General features: G+C 74.3%; 16 protein-coding genes and 1 other RNA gene. 9 read left to right on the top strand and 8 right to left on the bottom strand.

Annotated elements, in window-relative coordinates; translation table 11 throughout:
- Positions 1-24 precede the first annotated feature (24 nt).
- The 5 genes from FYW99_RS14975 to FYW99_RS31785 all read left to right on the top strand — a co-directional run bounded on the left by FYW99_RS14975 (position 25) and on the right by FYW99_RS31785 (position 3,420).
- A complete protein-coding gene (locus FYW99_RS14975) occupies positions 25-888 on the top strand; it encodes a Nif3-like dinuclear metal center hexameric protein (protein ID WP_150252638.1) in 864 nt (287 codons plus the stop codon).
- Between the two features lie 118 nt (positions 889-1,006).
- Positions 1,007-1,768 carry a zinc ribbon domain-containing protein gene (locus tag FYW99_RS14970; RefSeq protein ID WP_150252637.1) on the top strand — a complete coding sequence of 254 codons (762 nt, stop codon included), beginning with the start codon at positions 1,007-1,009 and terminating at the stop codon, positions 1,766-1,768.
- Positions 1,765-2,406 (top strand): histidine phosphatase family protein, encoded by a 642-nt coding sequence (locus FYW99_RS14965; protein ID WP_150252636.1) that lies wholly within the window; start codon positions 1,765-1,767, stop codon positions 2,404-2,406. The genes FYW99_RS14970 and FYW99_RS14965 overlap by 4 nt, the downstream gene beginning before the upstream one ends.
- A 52-nt stretch (positions 2,407-2,458) precedes the next feature.
- Positions 2,459-2,844, top strand: an RNA gene (rnpB, locus tag FYW99_RS14960) — RNase P RNA component class A.
- Positions 2,845-3,270: 426 nt separating this feature from the next.
- Positions 3,271-3,420, top strand: a complete 150-nt coding sequence (locus FYW99_RS31785) for a hypothetical protein (RefSeq protein ID WP_017567933.1) — start codon at positions 3,271-3,273, stop codon at positions 3,418-3,420.
- On the opposite strand, the gene FYW99_RS14955 is transcribed toward FYW99_RS31785, so the two are convergent.
- From FYW99_RS14955 to FYW99_RS14945, 3 genes are all read right to left on the bottom strand, one after another.
- Positions 3,369-5,732, bottom strand: a complete 2,364-nt coding sequence (locus FYW99_RS14955; protein ID WP_150252635.1) for a SulP family inorganic anion transporter — start codon at positions 5,730-5,732, stop codon at positions 3,369-3,371. The genes FYW99_RS31785 and FYW99_RS14955 overlap by 52 nt on opposite strands.
- Before the next feature lie 339 nt (positions 5,733-6,071).
- Entirely contained in the window at positions 6,072-8,261 is a 2,190-nt protein-coding gene (locus tag FYW99_RS14950; RefSeq protein WP_150252634.1) for a hypothetical protein, read from the bottom strand.
- A 352-nt stretch (positions 8,262-8,613) separates the two neighbouring features.
- Complete coding sequence (locus FYW99_RS14945) at positions 8,614-9,270, bottom strand: YbhB/YbcL family Raf kinase inhibitor-like protein (RefSeq protein ID WP_150252633.1); 657 nt, start codon at positions 9,268-9,270, stop codon at positions 8,614-8,616.
- 324 nt (positions 9,271-9,594) lie between these two features.
- Here FYW99_RS14945 and FYW99_RS14940 point away from each other — a divergent pair, with 324 nt between their 5' ends.
- Complete coding sequence (locus FYW99_RS14940; protein ID WP_150252632.1) at positions 9,595-12,867, top strand: AfsR/SARP family transcriptional regulator; 3,273 nt, start codon at positions 9,595-9,597, stop codon at positions 12,865-12,867.
- A gap of 124 nt (positions 12,868-12,991) precedes the next feature.
- On the opposite strand, the gene FYW99_RS14935 is transcribed toward FYW99_RS14940, so the two are convergent.
- Both FYW99_RS14935 and FYW99_RS14930 read right to left on the bottom strand, forming a co-directional pair.
- A complete protein-coding gene (locus FYW99_RS14935) occupies positions 12,992-13,825 on the bottom strand; it encodes an ABC transporter permease (protein WP_150252631.1) in 834 nt (277 codons plus the stop codon).
- Complete coding sequence (locus FYW99_RS14930) at positions 13,822-14,796, bottom strand: ATP-binding cassette domain-containing protein (RefSeq protein WP_150252630.1); 975 nt, start codon at positions 14,794-14,796, stop codon at positions 13,822-13,824. Before FYW99_RS14930 ends, FYW99_RS14935 begins: the two co-directional genes overlap by 4 nt.
- 221 nt (positions 14,797-15,017) lie before the next feature.
- Here FYW99_RS14930 and FYW99_RS14925 point away from each other — a divergent pair, with 221 nt between their 5' ends.
- Both FYW99_RS14925 and FYW99_RS14920 read left to right on the top strand, forming a co-directional pair.
- Positions 15,018-15,590, top strand: a complete 573-nt coding sequence (locus FYW99_RS14925; RefSeq protein ID WP_394350361.1) for a PH domain-containing protein — start codon at positions 15,018-15,020, stop codon at positions 15,588-15,590.
- Positions 15,590-17,491 (top strand): PH domain-containing protein, encoded by a 1,902-nt coding sequence (locus FYW99_RS14920; protein ID WP_150252628.1) that lies wholly within the window; start codon positions 15,590-15,592, stop codon positions 17,489-17,491. The genes FYW99_RS14925 and FYW99_RS14920 overlap by 1 nt, the downstream gene beginning before the upstream one ends.
- Before the next feature lie 49 nt (positions 17,492-17,540).
- Here FYW99_RS14920 and sepH read toward each other — a convergent pair whose 3' ends face one another.
- Complete coding sequence (gene sepH / locus FYW99_RS14915) at positions 17,541-19,028, bottom strand: septation protein SepH (protein WP_150252627.1); 1,488 nt, start codon at positions 19,026-19,028, stop codon at positions 17,541-17,543.
- A gap of 572 nt (positions 19,029-19,600) precedes the next feature.
- Here sepH and FYW99_RS14910 point away from each other — a divergent pair.
- Positions 19,601-20,599 carry a hypothetical protein gene (locus FYW99_RS14910; protein ID WP_150252626.1) on the top strand — a complete coding sequence of 333 codons (999 nt, stop codon included), beginning with the start codon at positions 19,601-19,603 and terminating at the stop codon, positions 20,597-20,599.
- Between the two features lie 24 nt (positions 20,600-20,623).
- Here the strand turns inward: FYW99_RS14910 and sigJ are convergent, their stop codons facing one another.
- Together sigJ and FYW99_RS14900 are read right to left on the bottom strand one after the other, a co-directional pair.
- A complete protein-coding gene (gene sigJ / locus FYW99_RS14905; RefSeq protein ID WP_150252625.1) occupies positions 20,624-21,508 on the bottom strand; it encodes an RNA polymerase sigma factor SigJ in 885 nt (294 codons plus the stop codon).
- A 150-nt stretch (positions 21,509-21,658) separates the two neighbouring features.
- Positions 21,659-22,945 carry a D-arabinono-1,4-lactone oxidase gene (locus FYW99_RS14900; RefSeq protein WP_449289644.1) on the bottom strand — a complete coding sequence of 429 codons (1,287 nt, stop codon included), beginning with the start codon at positions 22,943-22,945 and terminating at the stop codon, positions 21,659-21,661.
- Positions 22,946-22,993 lie beyond the last annotated feature (48 nt).

Here is a 22,993-nt window from a genome sequence, read left to right as displayed (position 1 = left end):
CGGAGGAGCGCTAGGGTCGGGGCCGTGAACACCGATTCCGCGCACCTGACCCTGTCCGACGTGACCGCCGCCTTCGAGCGGGTCTATCCTCCCGCGTGGGCCGCCTCCTGGGACGCGGTCGGGCTGGTGGCGGGCGATCCCGCGCAGCCGGTCGCGCGGGTCCTGTTCGCCGTCGACCCGGTCGACGCGGTCGTCGACGAGGCCCTGACCTGGGGCGCCGACCTGATCATCACCCACCACCCGCTGATGCTGCGCGGGGTCACCAGCGTGGCCGCCAACACCCCCAAGGGGCGGATCGTGCACCGGCTCATCCGGTCGGGGACCGCCCTGTACACCGCGCACACCAACGCCGACACCGCCTCGCCCGGCGTGTCCGACGCGCTGGCCCGCGCGGTCGGCCTCACCGGGCCGCTGCGGCCCCTGGACCCCGACGCCACCGACCCCGAGGGGCGCCGCGGCATCGGCCGGATCGGCGCCCTGGAGCGGCCGGTGCTCCTGCGCGAGTTCGCCGAGCAGGTGGCCCGCGGGCTGCCCGCCACCGCCGCCGGGATCCGTGTGGCGGGGGACGTGGACCGCCTCGTGAGCACGGTCGCGGTGTCCGGGGGAGCCGGGGACTCCCTGCTCGGCGCGGCCCGGGCCGCCGACGTGGACGTGTTCGTCACCTCCGACCTGCGCCACCACCCCGCCTCGGAGTTCGTGGAGGACCCGGGCGGTCCCGCCCTGGTCGACACCGCCCACTTCGCCAGCGAGTGGCCCTGGTTGGCCGACGGTGCGCGCCACCTGGTCGACGCACTCGGGCGCGCGGGCGGCCCGGATGGGGCTAACGTGGAGGTCCGTGTCTCGACGACGGTCACGGACGCCTGGTCACAGGCCGTCTCACACGTCTGAGAGAGCCCACAGGCCCCTGAGAGAGCCCACAGGCCCCGCAGGGTCGCCGACCAAACTGGACAGAGTAGAGCGCGGGCGGCGTACTCGCCCTCCCCAGCCATCACAGGAGACGTCACACGTGAAAGCCGAACCCGCCGCACAGGCCAGACTTCTCACCCTCCAGGACCTGGACACCGACCTCCAGCGCCTGGACCACCGCGCGCGTACCCTGCCCGAGGTCGCCGAGGCGGCCCGGCTCAAGGAGCGGGTGGACCAGATCGACAGCGAGCTGATCACTGCCCAGACCGGGGTGTCCGACGTCGAACGCCAGCAGCGCAAGGCCGAGAGCGACGTCGACCAGGTGCGCACGCGCGCCGACCGGGACGCCAGGCGCCTGGAGTCCGGGCAGATCACCAACGCCAAGGAACTACAGAACCTCCAGTCGGAGATCACCTCTCTGGGCCGCCGCCAGGCCGAGCTGGAGGAGATCGTCCTGGAGGTGATGGAGCGCGCCGAGGAGTTCAACGCCGAGGTGGCCCGCCTGACCGCCGAACGCGAGCGCGTCGTGGCCGAGTACACCGAGATGGTGGCCCGCCGAGACACCGCCGCCGCCGGAATCCAGTGGGACCGCACCCGGGCCACCCAGGACCGCGAGCGCGTGGCCGAGGAGATCCCCGCCGACCTGCTCGCCCTCTACGACAAGATGCGCGCCCAGTACGACGGCGTGGGCGCGGCGCCGCTGCGCTACGGCCGCTGCGGGGGCTGCAAGCTCGCGCTGAGCACCGTCGAGCTCAACGAGATCCGCGCCCAGGCCGCCGACGAGGTCGTGCGCTGCGAGGACTGCCGCCGCATCCTGGTCCGCACCGAGGAGTCGGGTCTGGGCGGCCGGACCGAGCAGTGAGCACCGGCTGGGGGGCGCCGCCCGACACCGCACCGACCCGGCTCGTCCTGCTGCGGCACGGGCAGACACCGCTGTCGGTGGAGCGTCGTTTCGCGGGCAGGGGCGACATCCCGCTGACCGAGGACGGGCACGCGCAGGCCAAGGCTGCCGCGTGCCGCCTGGCCCCGCGGCCGTTCGACGCGGTGGTGTCCTCGCCGCTGCGGCGCACCAGGGACACCGCGGCCCACGCCGCCGAGGCGCTCGGGCTGCCGGTGGAGATCGACGAGGGGTTCGTCGAGACCGACTTCGGGGCCTGGGAGGGGATGACGTTCGCCGAGGCGCGGGCGCAGGCCCCGGCCGAGGTGGACCGTTGGCTGGCCGACCCGGAGACGGCGCCGCCCGGCGGTGAGAGCTTCGCCGCGGCGTCCCGCAGGGTGGCCGCCGCCCGCCGGGCCCTGGTCGAGCGGCACCGGGGGCGCACCGTCCTGGTGGTCACCCACGTGACCCCCATCAAGGCGGTGGTGCAGCAGGCCCTGCTCGCCCCGGTGGAGGCGCTGTACCGGATGCACCTGGACACCGCGTGCCTGACCGAGGTGGACGTGTTCGCCGACGGCCCCATGGTGGTGCGATCCCTCAACGACACCGCCCATCTGGTGTGAGGGTTCGAGGGGGAACGAGGCCGTTGCGGCGGGCGTAGAATGGGCGGCGAGGGGAGTCGGCCAGGCGGTCGCGGACCGCGCCTGGTGCGCGTGTTCGAGGAAAGTCCGGACTCCACAGGGCAGGGTGGTCGGTAACACCGACCCGGGGTGACCCGCGGGACAGTGCCACAGAAAGCAGACCGCCACCGCTCGCGGTGGTAAGGGTGAAACGGTGGTGTAAGAGACCACCAGCGGCCGGAGTGATCCGGTCGGCTCGGTAAACCCCACCCGGAGCAAGGTCAAAAAGGGAACCTCCGGGTTCCCGCGCGGATGTTCGAGGGCGGCCCGCCCGAGTCCGCGGGTAGACCGCACCGAGGCCGTCGGCAACGACGGTCCCAGATGGATGGCCGCCCGGTTCCTCGGAACCGACAGAATCCGGCTTACCGGCCGACTCCCCCTCACACACCCTCCTGACCAGCGGCGTAGCGCGGGGGAGACGGCCGTGTTCCGGTTCTGTCCCGGATGGCGGATCAGCCGGACCGCAGGAGCAGGCCGACCTCACCGGATCCGCGTCCCTCCCCGCACGGGCCGGGACGGTGCGGCCCGCCCGTGGCGTTCCGGCCCGTGCGGGCCCCGGGCGGCGTGCCGGGGCCGTGCCCTTTTCCGGAGCGACGCGTCGGGGCGGTGCGCCGACCGGCCTGGGGGACCGCTCCCGGCGCACGGGTACAGTCCTACAGCCCACCGGTGATGGCCCCGTGCCCGTGCACACCGATAGATTGGCCCCTGCGCTCCCTATCCCGGGCGAGCTCCGGAGCGCGTACGCCCGTGGGCCGACGTCCGGGGTCGGGCCCAGCGGGCATCCGCGTTCACGGGAATGGGTGACTCTTGTTCGACTCCACCGCCTTCTGGGTGGCTCTCTTCGGTCTGCCGGTCCTGGCCATCGTGGTGATCGTCCTGCTCGCCTCCTACCAGGCCTCAGGCGTTCAGCAGGACGGACGCGACGACGCGCCCGACGAGGACTCCTCCACCAGCTGATCCCCGTGGTCCGCATCCGGCCTCGGGTGGGGCACGGGGTCGTCCACGTCCTGGACGCCCTGCACGGGGGCGAACTCCCCCGTCTCGGCGTCCAGAAGGTGCACCCTCGCCGTCTCCAGGTCGTAGTACATCCCGGTCAGCGTCAGCTCGCCCGCCTCCACCCGTTCGCGGACCACCGTGTAGCTCATGAGGTTGCCGATCTGCGCCTCCACGTTGGCCTGCGCCAGGCGGCGCAGCGCCTCCGCCGTGGGCAGGCCCGCCAGGGCGCCCGACTCCTCGCCCACCCGCACCAGGCTCTCCGAGCCGTTGGACAGCCAGCGGCACATGTGCGATGCCGCCTCGTCCGCCTCCAGGTGGGCCTTCTCCAGCAGGGCCTGCATCGCGCCGCAGTGGGAGTGGCCGCACACCACGATCGAGGGCACGCGCAGCACGTTCACCGCGTACTCGATCGCCGCTCCCACCGACCCGTTGTCGGGGGCGTCGCGCGGCGGCACCAGGTTGCCGAGGTTGCGCACGGTGAACAGGTCGCCGGGTCCGCTCGCGGTGATGAGGTTGGGCACCACGCGCGAGTCGGCGCAGGTGACGAACATCGCGGTCGGGTTCTGGCCGTGCGACAGGCGGCTCATCACCGACCGCATCCGGTCGGTGGTGCTGGCGTGGTACTCGCGGGCACCGGCCGCCAGCAGACCCAGCGCGTTCAGCCCGCGGTCGCCGTCACCGCGCATCCCCCAGGGGGCCCACCCGCGGGCCAGGCCGCCGGGTGCGGTCTTGGCGGCGGGCGCCGACCTGGTGGAGCTGCGCGTGTACCACTTCTCGTGCACCTCGTCGATGTCGACGCTGCCGCCGGTGCGCTCGTGGTCCACCCGCCAGGCGTGGATGGCCTCGAAGGCGGCGTGGTCCATGAAGTCCACGTGCAGGTCCAGGTCGACCCGGGAGCCCGAGGGGACGGTGCGCAGCACGTGCGCCAGCCGGGGCACGCCCAGGAAGGTGAGCGAGCCGTGCACGGTGATGTGCACCCGGTCGTCGAGCTCCTCGGTGGTCACGGTCAGCTTGGTGAGCCTGCGCAGGGAAACGATCATGGCCAGCCCGAAGCCGATGAACACGCCTTCCAGGAGCCCCAGGAACACCACGCCGAACAGGGTCACCAGGTAGACGCTGGCCTCGTGGTGGCGGCGCAGGTCGCGCAGGTGGGCGACCGAGACCATCTGCACGCCGATGAACACCAGCAGCGCCGCGAGCGCGGGCATCGGGATCAGCTCGACCACGTGCGCGAACAGGGCGACGAACAGCAGGATCCACACGCCGTGCAGGATGGTCGAGAGCGGACTGCGCGCCCCGGCGCGCACGTTGGTGGTGCTGCGCACGATCACACCGGCCACCGGCAGTCCGCCCAGAGCGCCGCTGAGGGTGTTGGCTGCGCCCTGGCCGCACAGCTCGCGGTTGAGCATCACCCGGCGGCCGCTGTGCATGCGGTCCACGGCGATCGCGGCGAGAAGGGACTCGACGCTGGCGACCATGGCCACGGCGGCCACGCTCAGGGCGATGCCGTCCCACTGCCCGGCCTCGGGCAGCATCGGGCCGTTCCAGGCGTCGGCGAGGGAGCCGGGCAGGGCGACGGTCTGCACCTGCCAGCCGCTCGTGGTGGAGATGAGGGTCGCGGTGGCCACGGCGACCAGCGCGGCGGGCACCACGGCGGGCCGCAACCGCCCGAGGGAGGGCAGCCTGTTCCAGGTGAACATGATCGCGATGGTGATGACGCCGACCGCGACGGCCGGAGTGTGGTTGTTGGCGATCTGGTGGGGCAGGTCGGCGATGTTGGCCATCGCCGAGCTCTGCGGTTCGCCGCCCAGGACCACGTGCAGCTGGGCCAGGGCGATGGTGACGCCGACCCCGGCGAGCATGCCGTGCACCACGGCGGGGGAGACGGCCAGGGCCGCCCGGGCGATGCGGAAGGCGCCGAGGGCGAGCTGGACCAGCCCGGCCAGCAGGGTGATCAGGCAGGTCACCCGCCAGCCGTAGGTCATGACCAGGTCGGCGACGATGATGGTCAGACCGGCGGCGGGGCCGCTGACCTGGACCACGGACCCGCCGACGAGTCCGGCGACGATCCCGCCGACCACGGCGGCGATGATCCCGGCGATGAGAGGGGCGCCGGAGGCGACGGCGATCCCCAGGGACAGGGGGACGGCGACCAGGAAGACCACCAGCGAGGCGCCGACGTCGGCGGCGATCCCCCTGTGGCGGTCGGGACGGTGCCCGGGTGAGGCCGTGGGCGGCCTCTCGGGTGTGACTCCCTGGGCGTCGTTGCGCATGGTTACTCCGTTCGGGTTGGACCAGGCAAGTGATGCGTGGGCGCACGGGGACTGCGGTGTCCGGATCGGGGGGTGTGCGTGGAGACGCGGAATGAGAGGGCGTCTCTGAGGGTGTCCTCGTCATCACCAACTGTAGCCAGTTTCCGCCACGGAGTGTTACGGTCTGTTGTTCGCTTGGTAGCCATTTTCCTGTCTTCACATGTCCCGGGGACAAACCCGGACAGAGAAAACCCCGAGGTGGCGGGATCTCCCGCTGCCTCGGGGTGTGAAGTGATGTACCTCTCGTGCGGCCTGAGGCCCGGAAAGGGCCACTACGGTGTGTTACGGATGTCCGGAAGGTCAGATGAAGCGGCCGTCCTCGTACCCGCCCTCGTAACGGTTGCGGTCGTGGCCGTGCGGGTCGCGGGAGTCGGCCGGGTACGGTCCCGGTGCCTGCGGCCCGCCGGGGTGCCGCTCCTCCTCGCCGGACTGCCAGTTCCGCGCGGGCGGGAAGCCGCCGTAGCCGGGCTGCCGCGGTTGCTGGGGCTGGCCGCCGGACGGGTAGCCGCCCGGGGTCCCGGGGTAGCCGCCGGTGCCCGCGGCCGGGTAGCCGAACGGGGACTGTTCGCCGTAGCCCGCGACGGCGTCCCCGCGCACCTGGTCCACCGGGTAGCCGCCCGTCGGGTAGCCGTCCTGCGGGTACCCGGGAGCCTCACCGGGGAACGCGGACGGGTAGCCGGGCTGGCCGACCGGTCCCTGGCCGAACGGCGTCGGCGGTTCCGGGGTTCCGGAACCGCCGGTCCCGCCAGGGAAGCCCGCCGCACCGGGAGCACCGTGGACGCCGGGGGTCCCGAAGGCGCCGCCCTCCTCCTGGCCGCCCCACAGCGGGGGGTTGGGGTCCGGCTGGGCCGGACGGCTGTGGTTGCCGGTGTCGTAGGGGGAGCGGTGGTGGGTTCCGGTGTCGTAGTCGTTGCGGTTGAAGGAGTCGGTGTCGTAGGAGGGGCGGGTGTGGTTGCCGGTGTCGAACTCGGGTCGTCCGGTGCCGGGCATGCCGTAGTCCGCGTGGCTGTGGGCGCCGGTGTCGTAGGAGGACCGCTGGTGCGCTCCGGTGTCGTAGGGGGAGCGGTGGTGGGTCCCGCTGTCGTGGGGGGAGCGGTGGTGGGTTCCGGTGTCGTGGGACGTCTCCGAGCGCGGCCGGTAGCCGCCGGTCAGGGGGTCGGAGGGGTCGCCCGCGCCGCCCTGCCCGCCGCCGAAGCCGAGCTCGGAGCGCTGGTGCGCGCCGGTGTCCATGCTGGACCATATCGGCGAATTCGTGCTGGTGTCCGGAGCCGGTGCCGGGGCCGGAGCCGAGGGCCGAAACGTCGGGTCGAGCGGGTCGCCAGGGGACGTGCCCCGCGCACCGGCGGTCCCCGGGTAGTCCGAGCGGCTCATCGACCCGCTGTCGTAGGAAGAGCGGCCCTGGAACGGGTCTCCCACGGACGGGACGGGGCCGGACCCGCCGAGCGGGTCGCGTCCCGAGGCGGGCCCCAGCGGGTCGCGTCCCGAGGCGGGCCCCAGCGGGTCGCGTCCCGGGGAGGACCCGAGCGGGTCGCGGTTACCGGACGAGGAGCCCAGCGGGTCGCGCGCACCTGCGGAGGACCCCAGCGGATCGGTCGGGGAGGGTGAGTAGGAGGAGGCGCGGGGCGACCACGAACCGGTGCCCAGGGGATCGTCGGCGGCCGAGGCCGCCGGTGCGGCGGGCCGGGAGGGCTGGGGAACCCCCTGCGGGGGTGTGGCCTCCCGCGCCGGGGGAAGCGCGGAACGCGGCGGAGCCCCCGGCGGCAGGGCGCGTTCGTCCTCACCGGGCGGTTCGGCCCCGCGCCGCCTGCGGCCCCGGCTCCGCGACGGCTCCTCCTCGTCCTCCGCCGGCTGGGGCCCGCTGCCCTGGCCCAGGCTGGCCAGCATGGCCAGGTCCGCGGAGGGATCGCTGCTCCTGCGGCCTCCGGCGGCGGGCAGGACCGTGGTGGCTCCGGGAGGCCCGGACGCCTCCTCGTCCTCGTAGTCCCCGTACCCGTCGTCGTAGTCGTCGTCCTCGTCCTCGTGCGCGGTCACGGTGACGGCGGAGTCCCGGTCCCCGCGCCCGTCCCGTGCCCCGGAGGGCCGCTGGGCCGGGCCGTCCTCGCCCAGGCTCGACCAGAAGTCGTTGTCGGAGAGGGAGTCGTCATCGTCGTCCCAGTCCGCGTCGAGCTTGCGCCTGCCCCGGGGACGCCGCTCCGCCCTGGCGCCGCCGCCCTGGCGGGACCTGCGGCCGCGTCCGCGCGGCTCAGGTTCCCCGTCGTCCTCGTCCTGGTCGGGGTCGCGGCCCCGACTCCGGTCGCGGGCCCGCTCCCGGCCGCGGCCGCGCGGCCGCTCCTCGTCGCGGTCGTCGCCCTCGGCGTCCTCGTTCTCGTACTCGTCGTCGTAGTCGTCCTCGCGGGAGCCGGAGCTCAACGCGCGCATGCCCAGCAGCAGGAGCACGAGCACGGCGAGCACGACGATGACGGCGATGATGATGATGACGGTGACGGTCATGGTGTACGCACTACCTTGGGGAGGTCGGCCGCGCCCGGGTCGCACCGGTGACCGGCCAGGAGAAGGCCGGTCGGGGGGAGGCGGTGACCTCCGGGGACCGCGGTGATCCGGTGGGTTCGGCCTGCGCTTGCGGGGGGACACAGGCGGTCCGGTGCGGTTTCGGGTCAGGGCGCCGCGCGGCGAGTGGACGAGTATCGGTCATCTGAAATGGGGCGGGGGCACAGACCCACTGTATGCGTTGTCGTGCTCCGTGTGCAGAGGGCGACGGGAGCTTCCTGCAGGAATCACCGTGACCCCGGATCCGTCGGGTCATCCGGGGCCGATCCGGAGGGAACGCCCGCGGTGAACTATGTCACTCGCTGCGTGTGACCAGCGAACCGCGGGCGACGGCCTGCTCCGCGATCGCCTCCAGGGAGGCGCTCAGCGCCGCGCCCTCGGGCAGGTCCAGCGGGCTCCGGAGGGCGTACACGGTGAACCGGTACTCGTAGGCCTCGTCGGGCTCGGGGCAGGGCGGGTCGTAGGTGGACTCGCCGATGCTGTTCTGGCCCTGCTTGGCGTCGGCCGGCACGGTGTTCTGGCGCAGCTCGACCAGTTCCGGGTCCAGGTCGTAGACCACCCAGAACACCTGCGCCACCTGCGGGTCGTCCATCACCAGCGCGATCGACCCGGCCTCGTCGGGAAGCCCCGACCAGCTCAGCGGCGGCGAGTACGCCTGCTGGGCCTCCTCGGGGTCCTCGGAGCCGCCCGTGTCGCCCTCACCCTCCGCGGTGGTCTCGGCCGCGCCCTCGCAGGAGTAGGCCGCGGGAAGCGGTTCGCCCTCCTGCATCAGCGGGCTGGTGACGTTGATGTCGTCGGGCATGTCGCCGTTCTGTGCGGGGGAGAGGATCCCGCAGCCCGTGGTCAGGGCCACGACGGCCCCGGCCGCCACCGCGCCCGCGCGCGTACCGGGGGACGGGCGGGCCGTACGCGGTGCACCGGTGGTCCGGGGGAAGGGGAGGGCCGGGAACAATGGGACTCCTGCTTTTCGGGCCGTGGAGGCGGGCATCTCGGTGACGCGGGCGCGGCGCTCGGAGGAGACCCGGCGCCGGACCGGCGGGGAACGGGCGGCTCCGCGGGCGGGCGCCGACGACACGTTCCCCAGCGAACCTTACTGCGATCAGGCGGGCGTTCGGTCTCCCGTCCACGCCCGTGCGGTCCCTCACGGGCCGCGGACACCCGCGACCGCGCCCCTGCGCTCCCATCCGTGCCCCGCCGGTTTCAGCCCGGCGAGAACGGGACGCGGGCGGTGCCGTAACGGAGAGCGTTCGTCCGTACGATCGGTGATCATGGGGCGGTGCGGTTCTCCATCCTCGGGCCCCTGGCGGTCCACGACGCGTCCGGGCGGCCCGTCGCCATCGGCGGCGCGCGCCTGCGCACGCTGCTCACCCTCCTCCTGCTCCGGCCCGGCCAGCGGATCGCCAACGACGAGCTCACCGACGCCGTCTGGGCGGGGAGTCCGCCCGCGTCGGCGGGCAACGCCCTCCAGGCCCTGGTCTCCCGCCTGCGCCGCGCGCTGGGGGAGGGCGCGCGCATCGACGGGGACGCCTCGGGCTACCGGCTGGCGGTCGAGCCCGGCCAGGTGGACCTGGTCGAGTTCGAGTCCCTGGTCAGGCGGGGGCGGGCCGGACTCGCCGCGGGGAGGGCCGCCGACGCCGTCCGCGACCTGGGCGAGGCCCTCGCCTTATGGCGCGGACCTGCCCTGTCGGACCTGACCGCGCACGGCCTGGCCGAGGACACCGCGCTGCGCCTGGCCGAGACCCGCCGCGCGGCCCTGGAGGACCGTCTGACGGCCCTGGCCGACCTGGGGCTGTACACCGAGGTTCTGCCCGAGGCGGAGGCCCTGTGCCGACGCGAACCGCACCGTGAGGGCCCCCTCGTACTCCTGGTGCGCGCGCTGGCCGCCACCGGCCGCACTGCCGACGCCCTGGCCGCCTACGGGCGCTTCCGCTCCCGCCTGGCCGACGAACTGGGCCTGGACCCCTCGCCCCGACTGCGCGACCTGCACCTGAGGCTGCTGCGCGGCGAACTCGACGCGACCCGCTCCGCCGAGCCCTCCGCTCCGCCTCCGGCCCTGCGCCTGCCCGCCGCCCTGACCAGCTTCGTGCCGCGCGACACCGAGGTGGGCACCGCCGTCGACCTGCTCACCCGCGAGCGCCTGGTCACCCTGCTGGGCCCCGGCGGCGCGGGCAAGACCCGCCTGGCGATCGAGAGCGCCTCCGCGCTGGCCCTGCGGGCGCCCTCCCTGCTCTCCCGCGGCGGCTGGTTCGTCGAACTCGCCTCCAGGACGGCGGCGGACATCCCCCAGGCCCTGGCCTCCGCGCTGGAGCTGCGCGAGCACGCCGTGCTCCAGGCGCGCTCCGCCGCTCCCACGGCCCCCGCCGCGTTCGTTCCGCTCCTGGAACGGGTGGTCTCCTTCGTCGGCGACCGCTCCGTCCTCCTCGTCCTGGACAACTGCGAACACGTCGTCGAGGAGGTCGCCCCCACCGTGGCGACGCTGCTGGCCCGGTGCCCCGGCCTGCGGATCCTGGCCACCTCCCGCGAACCCCTGGGTGTGCCCGGCGAACAGCTCCTGCCCGTCCCCTCCCTGGACCTGCCGCCCGAGGGCGCCAACGCGGACCGGGCCGCGGCCTGCTCCTCGGTCATCCTGTTCGCCGAACGCGCCGCCGCCGCGCGCCCGGGTTTTCGCGTCACCCCCGACAACGTCGCCCACGTCGTCCGCGTCGTCCGAGAGCTGGACGGCCTGCCGCTGGCCCTGGAGCTGGCCGCCGCGCGCCTGCGCTCCATGAGCACCGCCCAGCTCGCCGACCGGCTCCGCGACCGCTTCCGGCTCCTCACCGGGGGCGCCCGGTCCGCGCTGCCGCGCCACCGCACCCTGCGCGCCGTCGTCGACTGGAGCTGGGACCTCCTCGACGAACCCGAGCGCCGCCTGCTGCGCCGCCTGTCGATCTTCGCCGGGGGAGCCACCCTGGAGGCCGTCGAACGGGTCTGCGCCGACCCCGGCACCGAGGGGGAGGTCGGCGGCCACGACGCGTGGACCGTCCTGTTCGCCCTGGTCGACAAGTCCCTGGTGGTCGCCGACAACCCCGACCGGGACGACACCCCGCCCCGCTACCGGCAGCTGGAGACCGTGCGCGCCTACGCCGCCGAACGCCTGGCGCGCAGCGGGGAGGAGGAGCGCGTCCGCGACGCCCACGCCCGCCACGTCCGCGACCTGTGGCGCTGGGCCGACCCGCTGCTGCGCGGCCCGCGCCAGGGGGAGCTGCTCGCCCGCCTGGCCGCCGAGGCCGACAACTGCGGCGCCGCCGTACGCTGGGCCGTCGAGCAGCGCGACACCGGGCTGGCCCTGGACCTGGTCGAGTGCACCCAGTGGTACTGGACCCTGTGCGGCTCCTGGCGCCAGCTCCACCAGTGGGCCGTGGACGTCCTGGACATGGTCGGCGACCGGGTGCCCGAGGGGCGCGCGGTCGCCTACGCCAGCTGTCTGTTCCAGCGGGCCGACACGACCATCGACCACGAGGCGGTGCTGGAGCGTATACGCGAGGCCGAGGCCGTCCTGGACCAGGCCGGGCAGCGGGCCGAGGAGCACCACATGCTCGTCTACGGCCTGGTGTACAGGGCGCTGCTGGAGGGGGACACCGGCGCCGCCCACGAACGCCTCGCCGCCGCGGCCGACCAGCCCGACCCGTGGATGCGGGCCCTCGTGGGACTGCTGCTGTCCCTGTTCGACGCGGTCAACGGGCGCGTCGGGCGGTCCACCGAGCGCGCGAACGCCACTCTGGAGCAGTTCCGCGCGTGCGGCGACACCTGGGGTGAGTGCCAGGCGCTCGTCCAGGTCGTGGACGTATACCGGTTCGAGGACCTCGACCGCTGCCGCGAACTGCTCTCCCTCGGTGTGCGCAGGGCCGAGGACTCGGGGCTGGAGGCCCTGGCCTGGGTGTTCCGCGTCCGCCGGGCCCAGGTCCTCACCGACCTCGGCGACCTGGAGGCCGCGCGCGAGGACCTGTGGGAGCTCCTCGGCTCCGAGCGTCCCGTGGAGAAGGAGCACATGGTGCTGCTGCGCCTGGCCGAGGGCCAGTGGCTGCGGGACGCGGGGGACCCGGACGCGGCCCGTGAGGTCCTGGAGCGGGCGGGCGAGGACCTCAAGGGCCTGGGCGGGTTCTCCCCCGTCTACGTGGAGGCGGGCTGGCGGACCCTGTACACCACCGTCGCCTGGAAGGCCGGTGACACCGGGGAGGCCTGGGAGCACGCCCGGCGCGCGTGGCGGCTGGCCGACCACGGCCTGGGCCCGGTGTGCGCGGAGATCCTGGACACCCTCGCGGTGATGGTCGTCGGGCGGGACCCGCGGCGCGGCGCCTGGCTGCTGGCCTGTGCCGAGGCGCTGCGCGGCATGGCCGACACCGCCACGCCCCTCGTGGTGCGGGCCCGCGAGAGCGTGCGCCGGGAGCTGGGCGGGCGGGAGTACGACCTCGTCGTCGCCGGGGTCCGGGACACCCGCGCCGACCTGATCCACGGGCTCGTGGACGCGTGGCTGGCCGCGGACGCGCCCGGCGGCGCGGAGCGCCCCTGACCCCCTGCCCGCCGTGTCCGGAGCCGCCCCGGCGCCCCGTCCGGGAGGCGCTCCCGAACGGCGCGCGGCCGCCCCGGAAGCCCCGGAGCGGCCGCGCACCCGTTCGGTCCCGTCGGGAAGCGGGTCAGGTGCGGCGCCGGTAGGCCCACACGGCCAGCGGGAAGAAGACCGCGGTGATGATCGCGGCCCACACCACGGTCCACAGCACCGGGCCGGTGGCCTCGCCCGAGCCCAGCATCAGGGCGCGCATGGCGTCCACAACGTGGGTGACCGGGTTGTTGGCGGCCACCACCCGCAGCCAGCTGGGCATGTCGTCGGGGCTGACGAACGCCGAGCTGCTGAAGGTCAGCGGGAACATCAGGATCATCCCGAACGCCTGCACCGCCATGGGGGTGCGCACGATCATGCCGATGAAGGCCGACATCCAGCACAGTGCGAACGCGAACAGCAGCACCAGGGCGGCCGCGACGACCACGCCCACCACACCGCCCTCGGGGCGGAACCCGATGGCCAGGCCCACCACCAGCACCATCACGACGGTGATCGAGTACCGGACCAGGTCGCCGAGGATGGCGCCCGTCAGCGGGGCCGATCGGGCGATGGGCAGGGACCGGAAGCGGTCGAAGATGCCCTTCTCCACGTCCTCGCTGAGGGAGAAGCCGGTGCCCAGCGTGGCGAAGATGACCGACTGGGCGATGATGCCGGGCATCAGGAAGTCGCGGTAGGTCTGCCAGTCGCCCATCATCGCCTGTCCGAAGACGAAGACGAACAGGGTCACGAACATGACCGGCTGCAACATCAGCCCGAAGACCTCTTCGGGGTTGGCCTTGATCTTCAGCACGCTGCGCGAGGCCAGTTGCAGGCCGTTGCGCACGGTGATCAGCGGACTGATCCGCTCCGGCGTGGTCGGCGCGTCATCCGGCCGCGCCGACGGCGTCCGGGTCGTCACGGCGCTCATGTTCGTGTCCCTTCGTCAACGGACTCCCGCGGGGTCTCCTCCTCGGCGGCGTGCCCGGTCAGGGCGAGGAAGACCTCGTCCAGGCTGGGCTTGCGCAGTGACAGTTCGGCGACGGTCACGCCCTGCTCGTCCAGGCGGCGCACCACCTCGGGCAGGATCCCCGAGTCGGTGACCGGGACGCTGGCGAGCAGCCCGTCGGAGGACACCGGCGTGCTGGTGACCGCCTCGATGATCCTGGTGGCCAGGGACAGCTGCCCGTTCTCGACGGTGCGCACCTCCAGCACCTGGTTGCCCGCCCGGCTCTTGAGCTCCTCGGGTGTGCCCTCGCTGATCACCCGGCCGTGGTCGAGCACCATGAGGTCGTCGGCCAACTGGTCGGCCTCCTCCAGGTACTGGGTGGTGAGCAGGACGGTCACACCGTCGTCGACCAGACCGCGCACCACGTCCCAGAGCCCGTTGCGGCTGTGCGGGTCCAGGCCGGTGGTCGGCTCGTCCAGGTACAGCAGAGACGGGCGGCCGACCAGGCTCGCGGCCAGGTCCAGCCGTCGGCGCATGCCGCCCGAGTAGGTCTTGGCGGGGCGGTCGGCGGCGTCGGCGAGCTCGAAGCGCTCCATCAGCTCGGCCGAGCGCGCCCGCGCCCCGGCCCGGTCGAAGCCCAGCAACCGGGCGATGAGCACGAGGTTCTGGGTTCCGGTCAGGTCGGCGTCGACCGCCGCGTACTGGCCGGTCAGCCCGATCAGGCGGCGCACCTCGTGGGGTTGGCGCGCCACGTCGAAACCGCCCACCTCGGCGCGTCCCTCGTCGGGGCGCAGCAGGGTCGCCAGGATACGCACCGTCGTGGTCTTCCCGGAGCCGTTGGGTCCCAGGACGCCCAGCACGGCCCCCGTCCTGGCCCTCAGGTCCACGCCGTCCAGGGCCCGTTTGCCCTTGAACTGCTTGACCAGGCCCTCCGCGCGGATGGCGTCAGTCATCGCTCCTCCATGTGTCAACGTCTGCTGTCAAGTCTGACCAACCGGTCTGACAGAACGCTGACAGCGCCCAACGGAGAAACCCCGAGGAAACGGGCGCCGGTGTCAGCGCGTGTCAGGACGGGCGCCCCGGCGGCGCCCCGCCGGGAGGGTGGCGCCGCCGTCGCCTGCGGCCCCGCGGCGGAGGGGCGGACGGAGGGCGAGGCCCTAGACTCGTGCGCGTGATGGACACCCCCGCAACCCCCGGCCCCCAGGAGCCGCCGCGACCGCCCGGGCCCGAAGCGGTCGTGCGGCTGCGCCCGCCGCTGCGCCGCGTGAGCGGTCGGGCGATCGGCGTGTGGACCCTGCGCCTGCTGTTCGCCAGCGTGGTCCTCCTGCTCCTGCTGTCGGCGGCCGCCTGGGCGGTCTCGTCGCTGGGCTGGACGTGGATCCCCCCGTGGGCGCGGGACAACGCCTGGCTGCTGCCGGTCGTCTACGCGGTCTACGCCCTGGTCAGGATCGCCGTCGTCCCCTCCTGGAGGTACCGGGTGCACCGCTGGGAGGTGGCGGGGGACGTCATCTACACCCGGGCGGGCTGGGTCAGCCGCTCCTGGCAGCTGGTCCCGGTCAACCGCCTACAGACGGTCGACCACACACAGGGGTGGCTGGAGCGCGTGTTCGGCGTGGCGACGCTGGAGGTGCAGACCGCCTCCTACGCCGGGTCGTCCACGATCGAGGGGCTGGACGCCGAGGAGGCGCGCCTCCTGAGCGAGGAACTGGCGGTGCGCGCCGGCGCGCTGCGGGACGACGCGACCTGATGGACGGGCACGGCGAACACCACGGCCCGCCGGACCCGGCCGCTCCCGACGACCACGGCGGTTGGGTCGCTCCCGGAAGCAGCCCCGCGCCGTCGGGCCGGGGAACCGGGGAGACCGCAGACCGGAGCTCCGACTCCCACACGCCCCGGAGCCCCGGCGCCCACGAGTCCTGGGGCCCCGACTCCGAGACGCCCCCGGACTCCGGCGCCCACACGCCCCGGAGCTCCGGCGCCCACGCGCCCGGGGACGCCGGGGAGGACCGCCCGGACGGCCCCCGCGACTGGTGGGGCGGGCAGGGCGGTGACGGCACGGAGCCCTTCGGTGCCGAGCGCGCCCGCCGCCTCAGCCCCCGCAGCGTGGTCGTGGGCCCCATCAACCAGCTCAGGGGCCTCCTGGTGCCGATCGCCGCCGGGCTGGTGCTCGGCGGGTTCAACGCCTGGGTGCTCGCCGCCACGGGAGCGACCGTGGTGGCCCTGCTCGTGGGCGGGATCGTCACCTGGCGCACCACCCGCTACGAGGTCGCCGGGGACCGGCTGGAGATCCGCCGGGGCCTGCTCCGCCGCTCCCAGCGCACCATCCCGCTGGAGCGGGTGCGCGGCGTGGACGTCACCAGCACCCTGCTGCACCGGCTGCTGGGCGTGGCCGTGGTCCGCGTCGAGGCCGCCGCGGGCTCCGCGGGCGCCACCGAGGACGGCAAGCTCGACGCCGTGTCGGCGGGCGAGGCCGACCGCCTGCGCCGGGTGCTGCTGCACCGCAGGGCGGTGCTCACCGGCCGCGGGGCTGTCGCGTCGCCCGCCGCGCCAGGCGAACCCGGCACGGCGGAAGGCGCCCCGGAGCCCGGGGAGGCGCCCGGCGTCCCCGGGGACGCCGACACCGTCACCCACTTCGCCATGCCCCGCTCGTGGTACCTGTACGGGGCGCTGAGCCTGGGGTACCTGCTCACCCCGTTCGCGGTCCTGGCCACGCTGTTCGGGATGGTCCAGCAGACCGCCGGAGAACTGGCCACCGACTACCTCGTGGACTGGGTGACCACCTCCGACCACAGCCTGATCCTGCTGTTCGTGGCCCTCTTCGCCGGTGCGCTGGTGCTGCTGATGCCGGTGTTCGCCGTGGTCTCCTACGCGCTCACCCACTGGGGCTTCACCCTCGGGGAACGGGACGGCTCCCTGGTCGCCGAGCGGGGGCTGCTCACCCGCCGCAGCGTGACGCTGGAGAAGCGCCGCATCCGCGGGTACGAACTCCTGGACAACCCCCTCGAACGCCTGCGCGGAGCGGTGCGCCTGCGCGCCATCGTCACCGGATTGGGCGACGCCGCCAACCGCGCGGTGCTGCTGCCCATCGGGCCCCGCGCGGTGGTCGAGAACGTCCTCGACCGCGCGCTGGCCCGGTACCGGGGCGGCCTGAACCGGCATCCGCGCGCCGCCCTGTACCGCCGCCTGACCCGCTCCTCGGGGCCGTTCGTACTGCTCCTGGCGGTCGCCCTGGCCGTGGACGCGGTGTGGCTGGCCTGGGCGGCCGGAGCCCTGGCGGTGCTGGGCGTGCCCCTGGGCGTGGACCGGTACCGCTCCCTGGGCCACGGCCACGACGGCGAGCGGGTGAGCGTGCGCTCGGGTTCGCTGCGCCGCTCCCAGGCGACGGTGGAGTACTCGGCGGTGATCGGCTGGACCTGGACGCAGACCCTCTTCCAGCGTCCGTCCTCGCTGGCCGACCTCCAGGTCACCGTCGGCGCGGGCGCGGGCGGCTACACCGCACAGGACGCGTCGTTCGAGGACTCGCTGGCCTTCGCCGCCCGGGTCACCCCCGAGATGGTGCGCCCGTTCCTGGTCGGCCCGGAGGGCGCGGAGCCGGACGGCGGGGACGGGGCCGCGCGGCGGGGTCCGCGCGGCCCGGAGCACACATGAGGGAGGGGTCGGCCGCACCGCGCGGCCGACCCCTCCCCGTGGGCGCTCCCTACTCGTCCTTCTTGGAGCCGAACATGATCTCGTCCCACGACGGGACCGAGGCGCGTCGGCCGCGGCCCTTGCGCTTGGCCGCGGAGGGCCCGCTGTTGGCGGCTGCCGGGACCGCGGCCGCGGGCGGCTGCTCGGCGGCTCGGCGCGGGGTGCCGTTGTCGTTGAGGTCGATGGTGGCGCGGCGGCGGCGCGGGGCCGGACGCTGCTGGGCGGGGTTCTCCGCGGCGGGCGGGGCGGCCTCGGGTTCGGCCGGCCTGGCGGGACGGGCCTCCAGCCAGTCCGCCTGCCGTTCGGGACGGCGACGCTCCTCGGCCGCGGGCTCGTCGTAGGCGGCCGGCTCCGCCCTCCGCTCGGGACGGCGGCGCTCCCGCGGCGGGGACTCGTCGCGGGCGGCGGTCTCCGGCCACCGCCCGGACTCGGCCCACCGTTCGGACTCGTGTCGACGCTCGGACTCGTGTCGACGCTCGGACTCGTGCCACCGCTCGTTCTCAGGCCACCGTTCGGCCTCCGTCCGCCGCTCGGGCTCGGCCACGCGCTCGGATCCGGGCCACCGCTCGGGCTCGGCCCGAGGGGCGGGCCGCTCCTGACGCGGTCGCTCGTACCGCTCCGTCTGCGGCTCCGGGTACCGGTCCCACTCCGGTGACCGGTGTCCGGCGGGCCGCTCCCGCTCGATGGGCCGCTCCCGCTCGACGGGACGGCGTTCGGCGGGGTGGTGCTCGGCGGCGGCCGGACGCGCGGGCGGTGCCGAGCGCAGCGGCTCGTTCCGGTGCGCGGCGGAGGACGGACGCAGGGGCGCGGGGCGTTCGCGCTCGGAGAACGGCTGGGACCCGGGCCGGGGCAGGTCCGCGCTGGTCTCGGTGCGGCGCGGGGCGAAGGGCGTCACGGTCGCACCGGGGGAGGACACGGGTTCGGGGTCGGGGGAGGAGAACCGGGCGGCCTCCTCGTCGGCGGGGGCCACGCTGTTGTGTCTGGGCTCGTACAGCCAGTGGGCGACGCGCTCCTCGCCGCCGTGCAGGAAGACGAGCTTGAGCTGCCAGGACCGGTCCTCGCGCTTCCACGAGTCCCACGCCGCGTCACCGGTCTCCAACTGGTGCGCGCCGATCCGCTTGGTGACCAACTCCTCCAGGGAGGGGCCCGGGGCGGCGTCGCCGTGCGCGCGCACGCTCGCGCGCTGGGCCTGCTGGGCGATGTACTCGCGTTCCTGGAGGACGGGGCCCTCGAACCAGCGGACCCGTTCGATCGGGATACCGGAGATCTCGGAGATGGCCTCCGCGGTCTCGCCGGACCGGATGCGGGCCTGGATTTCCTTGGGGCGCAACGGATTCTCCACTTCGATCTCGTACTGGCCGAGCCGGGAGAACTGGCCGCGTACTGCGGCGCGGAGGCGGTCGTCGACGGGCAGCGTGAAACGGGTTCCACGGCCGGCGCTGGCGAGCACCAGGTAGGTGCCGTCCTCGCTCACGGCCACGAGGCGAAGCTCGTGCATCGCCCTCCCTTTCGCGTCCCGTCGAGGGCAGGTCCCGCGACCCACCCCCGCGTTCTCCAAGTCTGGTCGGCCGACAACTGTTCGGCCAGTACCGCGCCCGGCATGTCCGAACTGTGTGCCCGCCTCCCGGTCCGCGGCTGTCGCCGCGGTGGGAGCCGCCCCGGGGGTACCCGGGGCCCTCACGGTCGCTTCGTTGCCAATCTTGGCACGCTGACCCTTCCGCGACCGGGAGCGATCGCGGGGGAATGTCGCCGATCCCGCACGAGGGCTCAGCCGTGATGGTATCCCGCGTCTCCCGAATCACCCCAGGTCTGGGAAAAACTCCGATCCCGGACCGTTCCACGGGTACACGGACCCTCCGGGACGCAACTCGACACGCCGATGTGTACCAGAGAGTGATGCTTCTTATTTCATGGCGTTATCGGAAACCTGTCGCCCTTAGCCTGAGTTATCAAGCTATGGGCGAAATGTGAAGTTCGGGGTCTGTGGGGCTGTATGCCCCACCACACGCCCATCCCGCGCTGACAGTTCCCGTCGCGCCCGCGCGCGGCCGACGAAGGGGGGACGACCGGATGGGTCGGACCGCACACCACGACGACCAGGAAGAAGGGGAGGAGGGCGCCAAGAGGAAGAAGTTCGACCTGAGCGTCTCCCAGGTCGCCGGCGCCGGCGCCGCGACGCTGGCCGCGGCCACCGCGGCCTCCTACCTGAACGTGTACGGCACGGTCATCGGCGCCGCCGGGATGGCCGCGCTCAGCACACTCGTCAGCCCCCTGTTGCAGCACTGGTTCTCGCGCGGAGGCGAGCAGGCCAGACAGCTGGCCGGACGGGCCTCCGGTCACCAGGGCGCCACGGTGGTACCGGACGCCCCGGGGGCGCCGGTGGCGCCGCCGCCCGAGGGCATCTCCGAGACCGCCCTGCTCAGACAGGTCTCCGGAACCGGGACCCCGCCCCCCTCCCGGGGCGAGGAGGACGCCGACGCCACCCGCACCATGGCCCTGCCCGTGCTGGACGGCCGCACCCGGACACCGGCCGATCCCGGCGCGACCGGCGTCCGCGAGGACGGCCGGCGGCGCGGCTGGCGCTCCCTGGTCATCCCGGCCACCGCGGTCTTCGTCCTGGTCATGCTGGTCATCCTGTTGTTCGAGCTGTTCACCGGACGCTCGCTGACCTCCTGGACGCAGGGCTCGGAGGAGCCCAGCGCGCCCACCCTGTTCGGCGGCAGCACCTCCGCGCCCCCGGCCGAGGAGGGCGAGCCCGAGGCACCCGCGACCGGTGACGACACCCCCGACCCCTCGGTGGGGGAGCAGGAGGAGGTCCCCGGCACCGACCAGCCGACCGAGCCCGCGCCCGAGACCGGCGCGCCAGAGGACGACGGGACCGGAGACGGCGGCGGCGCGGAGGAGGACGCCCCCGGCGGCACCGGTGGGACCACCGAGCCCACCGCGCCGCCGGAGGGCGACGGCGGGACCCAGGACCCGGGCGGGCAGACGCCCGGCCCCGGGACCGGCGAACAGGGCGGCGAGGAGGCCGTCCCCGCGCCCCCGCCCGCCGTGCCCCAGACGGGCTGAGCACGCCTCGCGGCGGCCGGGCCCTCAGCGGTCGAGGACCGCCGGGTCCAGCCGCCGCAGGCGCTCGGGGTCGGCCAGCACGTCGATGGAGGCGATCCTGCCGCCCGTGACGGTGAAGCCCATGACGGACACCGCCCGCCCACGCACGACCACGACCACCCCGGCCGCCCCGTTGACCAGCACGGGTCGGGCGAACGGCGACAGGCCCCCGAAGGTGACGGCCTGACCGGCCACGGCCCGCGCGCCGGTGACCACCCGCGTGTGCCGGGCGCGCGCGGCTCCGCCGTCCGAGCGCAGCACGACGTCGGTGTCCAGCACGCTCACCAGGCCGTCGATGTCGCCGTCGCGGGCCGCGGCGAAGAACGCGTCGACGACCTGGCGCTGGAGGGCCGGGTCGGGGTCGGGGACCGGTGCCCGACCGCGCACCCGCCTGCGCGCCCGGCTCGCGAGCTGCCTCGCCGCGGCCGGGGAGCGGTCGATCATCGGGGCGATCTCCTCGAAGGGCACGGCGAACATGTCGTGCAGCACGAACGCGAGCCGCTCGGCGGGCCTCAGCGTCTCCAGCACCACCAGCAGCGCCAGCCCCACGGAGTCGGCCAGCACCGCCTCCCGCTCGGGGTCGCCGTCCTCCTCGCGGCTGACGACGGGATCGGGCACGCGCACGTCGAGGGGTTCCTCGCGCCGCCGCTCCCGCGAGCGCAGCGTGTTCAGGCACACCCGCGCCACCACGGTGGTCAGCCACCCGGCGAGGTTGTCGATCCCCTCGGCGCCGCCGCGGTCCAGGCGCAGCCATGCCTCCTGCACGGCGTCGTCGGCCTCTCCCGCCGAGCCCAGGATCCGGTAGGCCACCGCGCGCAGGCGGGGCCGGTGCTCCTCGAAGCGTCCGGCCAGCCGTGCGTCCTCGTCCATCTCTCACGTTCCCCTCCGACGTGGCGTCACGGGGACGACCCCGCGGACGCGGCCGATGTGACCGGCTCCCGGGCGGGGCGCGCCCCGCCCAGTCGCCGGTACCGCCACCGGCCCGCCCGGACGGCGTCCCCGGACCGCCGTCCGACCCGGCTATTCCAGCACCCGCTCCAGGTAGGCGTTGCCGAACCGGCGCCCGGGGTCCACGCGGTCCCGCACCGCCAGGGCCCGGTCCAGCATCGGGTAGACCCCCTCCAGGTACGAGCGGTCGCGGGTGTGCATCTTGCCCCAGTGCGGGCGCCCGCCCACGGAGGTGAACAGCGACTCCAGGTCGGCGAAGTAGGCCTCGTAGGGGGTCCCCCCGTACATGTGCACCGCCACGTAGGCGGTGTCGCGCCCGTAGGCGGTGGACAGCCACACGTCGTCGGCCGGGGCGAAGCGCACCTCCACCGGGAAGCTCACCCGGTGGCCGCCCCGGTCCACGATCGACCCGGCCTCGCGCAGCACGTCCACCAGGTGCTCGGCGGGGATCGCGTACTCCATCTCCACGAACCGCACGTCGCGCACCGAGGCGAACACCCGGTACGAGGCGTCGGTGTAGCTGCGCGCCGTCAGCGCGCGCGAGCTGACCCGGTTCACCGCGGGCACCGCGCGGGGGAAGCGGCGGCACACCCGGTTGACGCCCTCGAAGAGCGTGTTGGACAGGAACTCGTCGTCCAGCCAGGCGCGGAAGGGCGAGAGCGGCCGGGCCGGACCCGCGCTGATGTTGTTGCGCTTGGTGTTGGTGTTGCCGGTGTGCGGGAACCAGTAGAACTCGAAGTGGTCGTTGTCGGCGCGCAGCTCCGGCAGGCGCTCCAGCACCTCCTCCAACCGCATGGGCTCCTCGCGCGCGTGCAGCAGGAAGGCCGGGCGCACCGCCATGGTCAGCGCGGTGACCACGCCGAAGGCGCCCAGGCCCACCCGCGCCGCCTGGAACAGCTCCGGCTCCCGCTCGGCCGAGCACTCCACCACCGAACCGTCGGCGAGCACCATCTCCATGCCGACCACCTGCGCGGCCAGCCCGCCCGCGTCCCGGCCGGTGCCGTGGGTGCCGGTCTGCACCGCGCCCGCCATGGTCTGCACGGCGATGTCGCCCATGTTGGCCAGGGCCGTGCCGTGCCCGGCCAGCACGTCGTTGAAGTCGCACAGGGGCAGGCCCGCCTCGACGGTGGCCGTGCCCGCGGCGGGATCGACCGAGCGCACCCGGGTCAGGGAGGTGGGGGAGAGGAGGAGGCCGTCGGTGACGGCCACGTCGGTGAAGGAGTGACCCGTGCCGACCATGCGGACGCGCAGGTCCTCGGCGGCGGCCGAGGAGACCGCCGCGGCGACCTCCGCGGTGCTCCCCGGAGCCGCCGTGCGCCTGGGCCGGGCCTGGTGGGTGCCCGCCCATGTGTGCCACATCACATCTGTCATGCGGCGACATTACCGACCGGTCACCCGCGCGGCCAG

Origin of the sequence: Nocardiopsis deserti (assembly GCF_008638355.1) — a bacterium.
Classification (GTDB): Bacteria; Actinomycetota; Actinomycetes; order Streptosporangiales; family Streptosporangiaceae; genus Nocardiopsis; species Nocardiopsis alborubida.
This window is presented reverse-complemented; position numbering and strand designations above follow the sequence as displayed.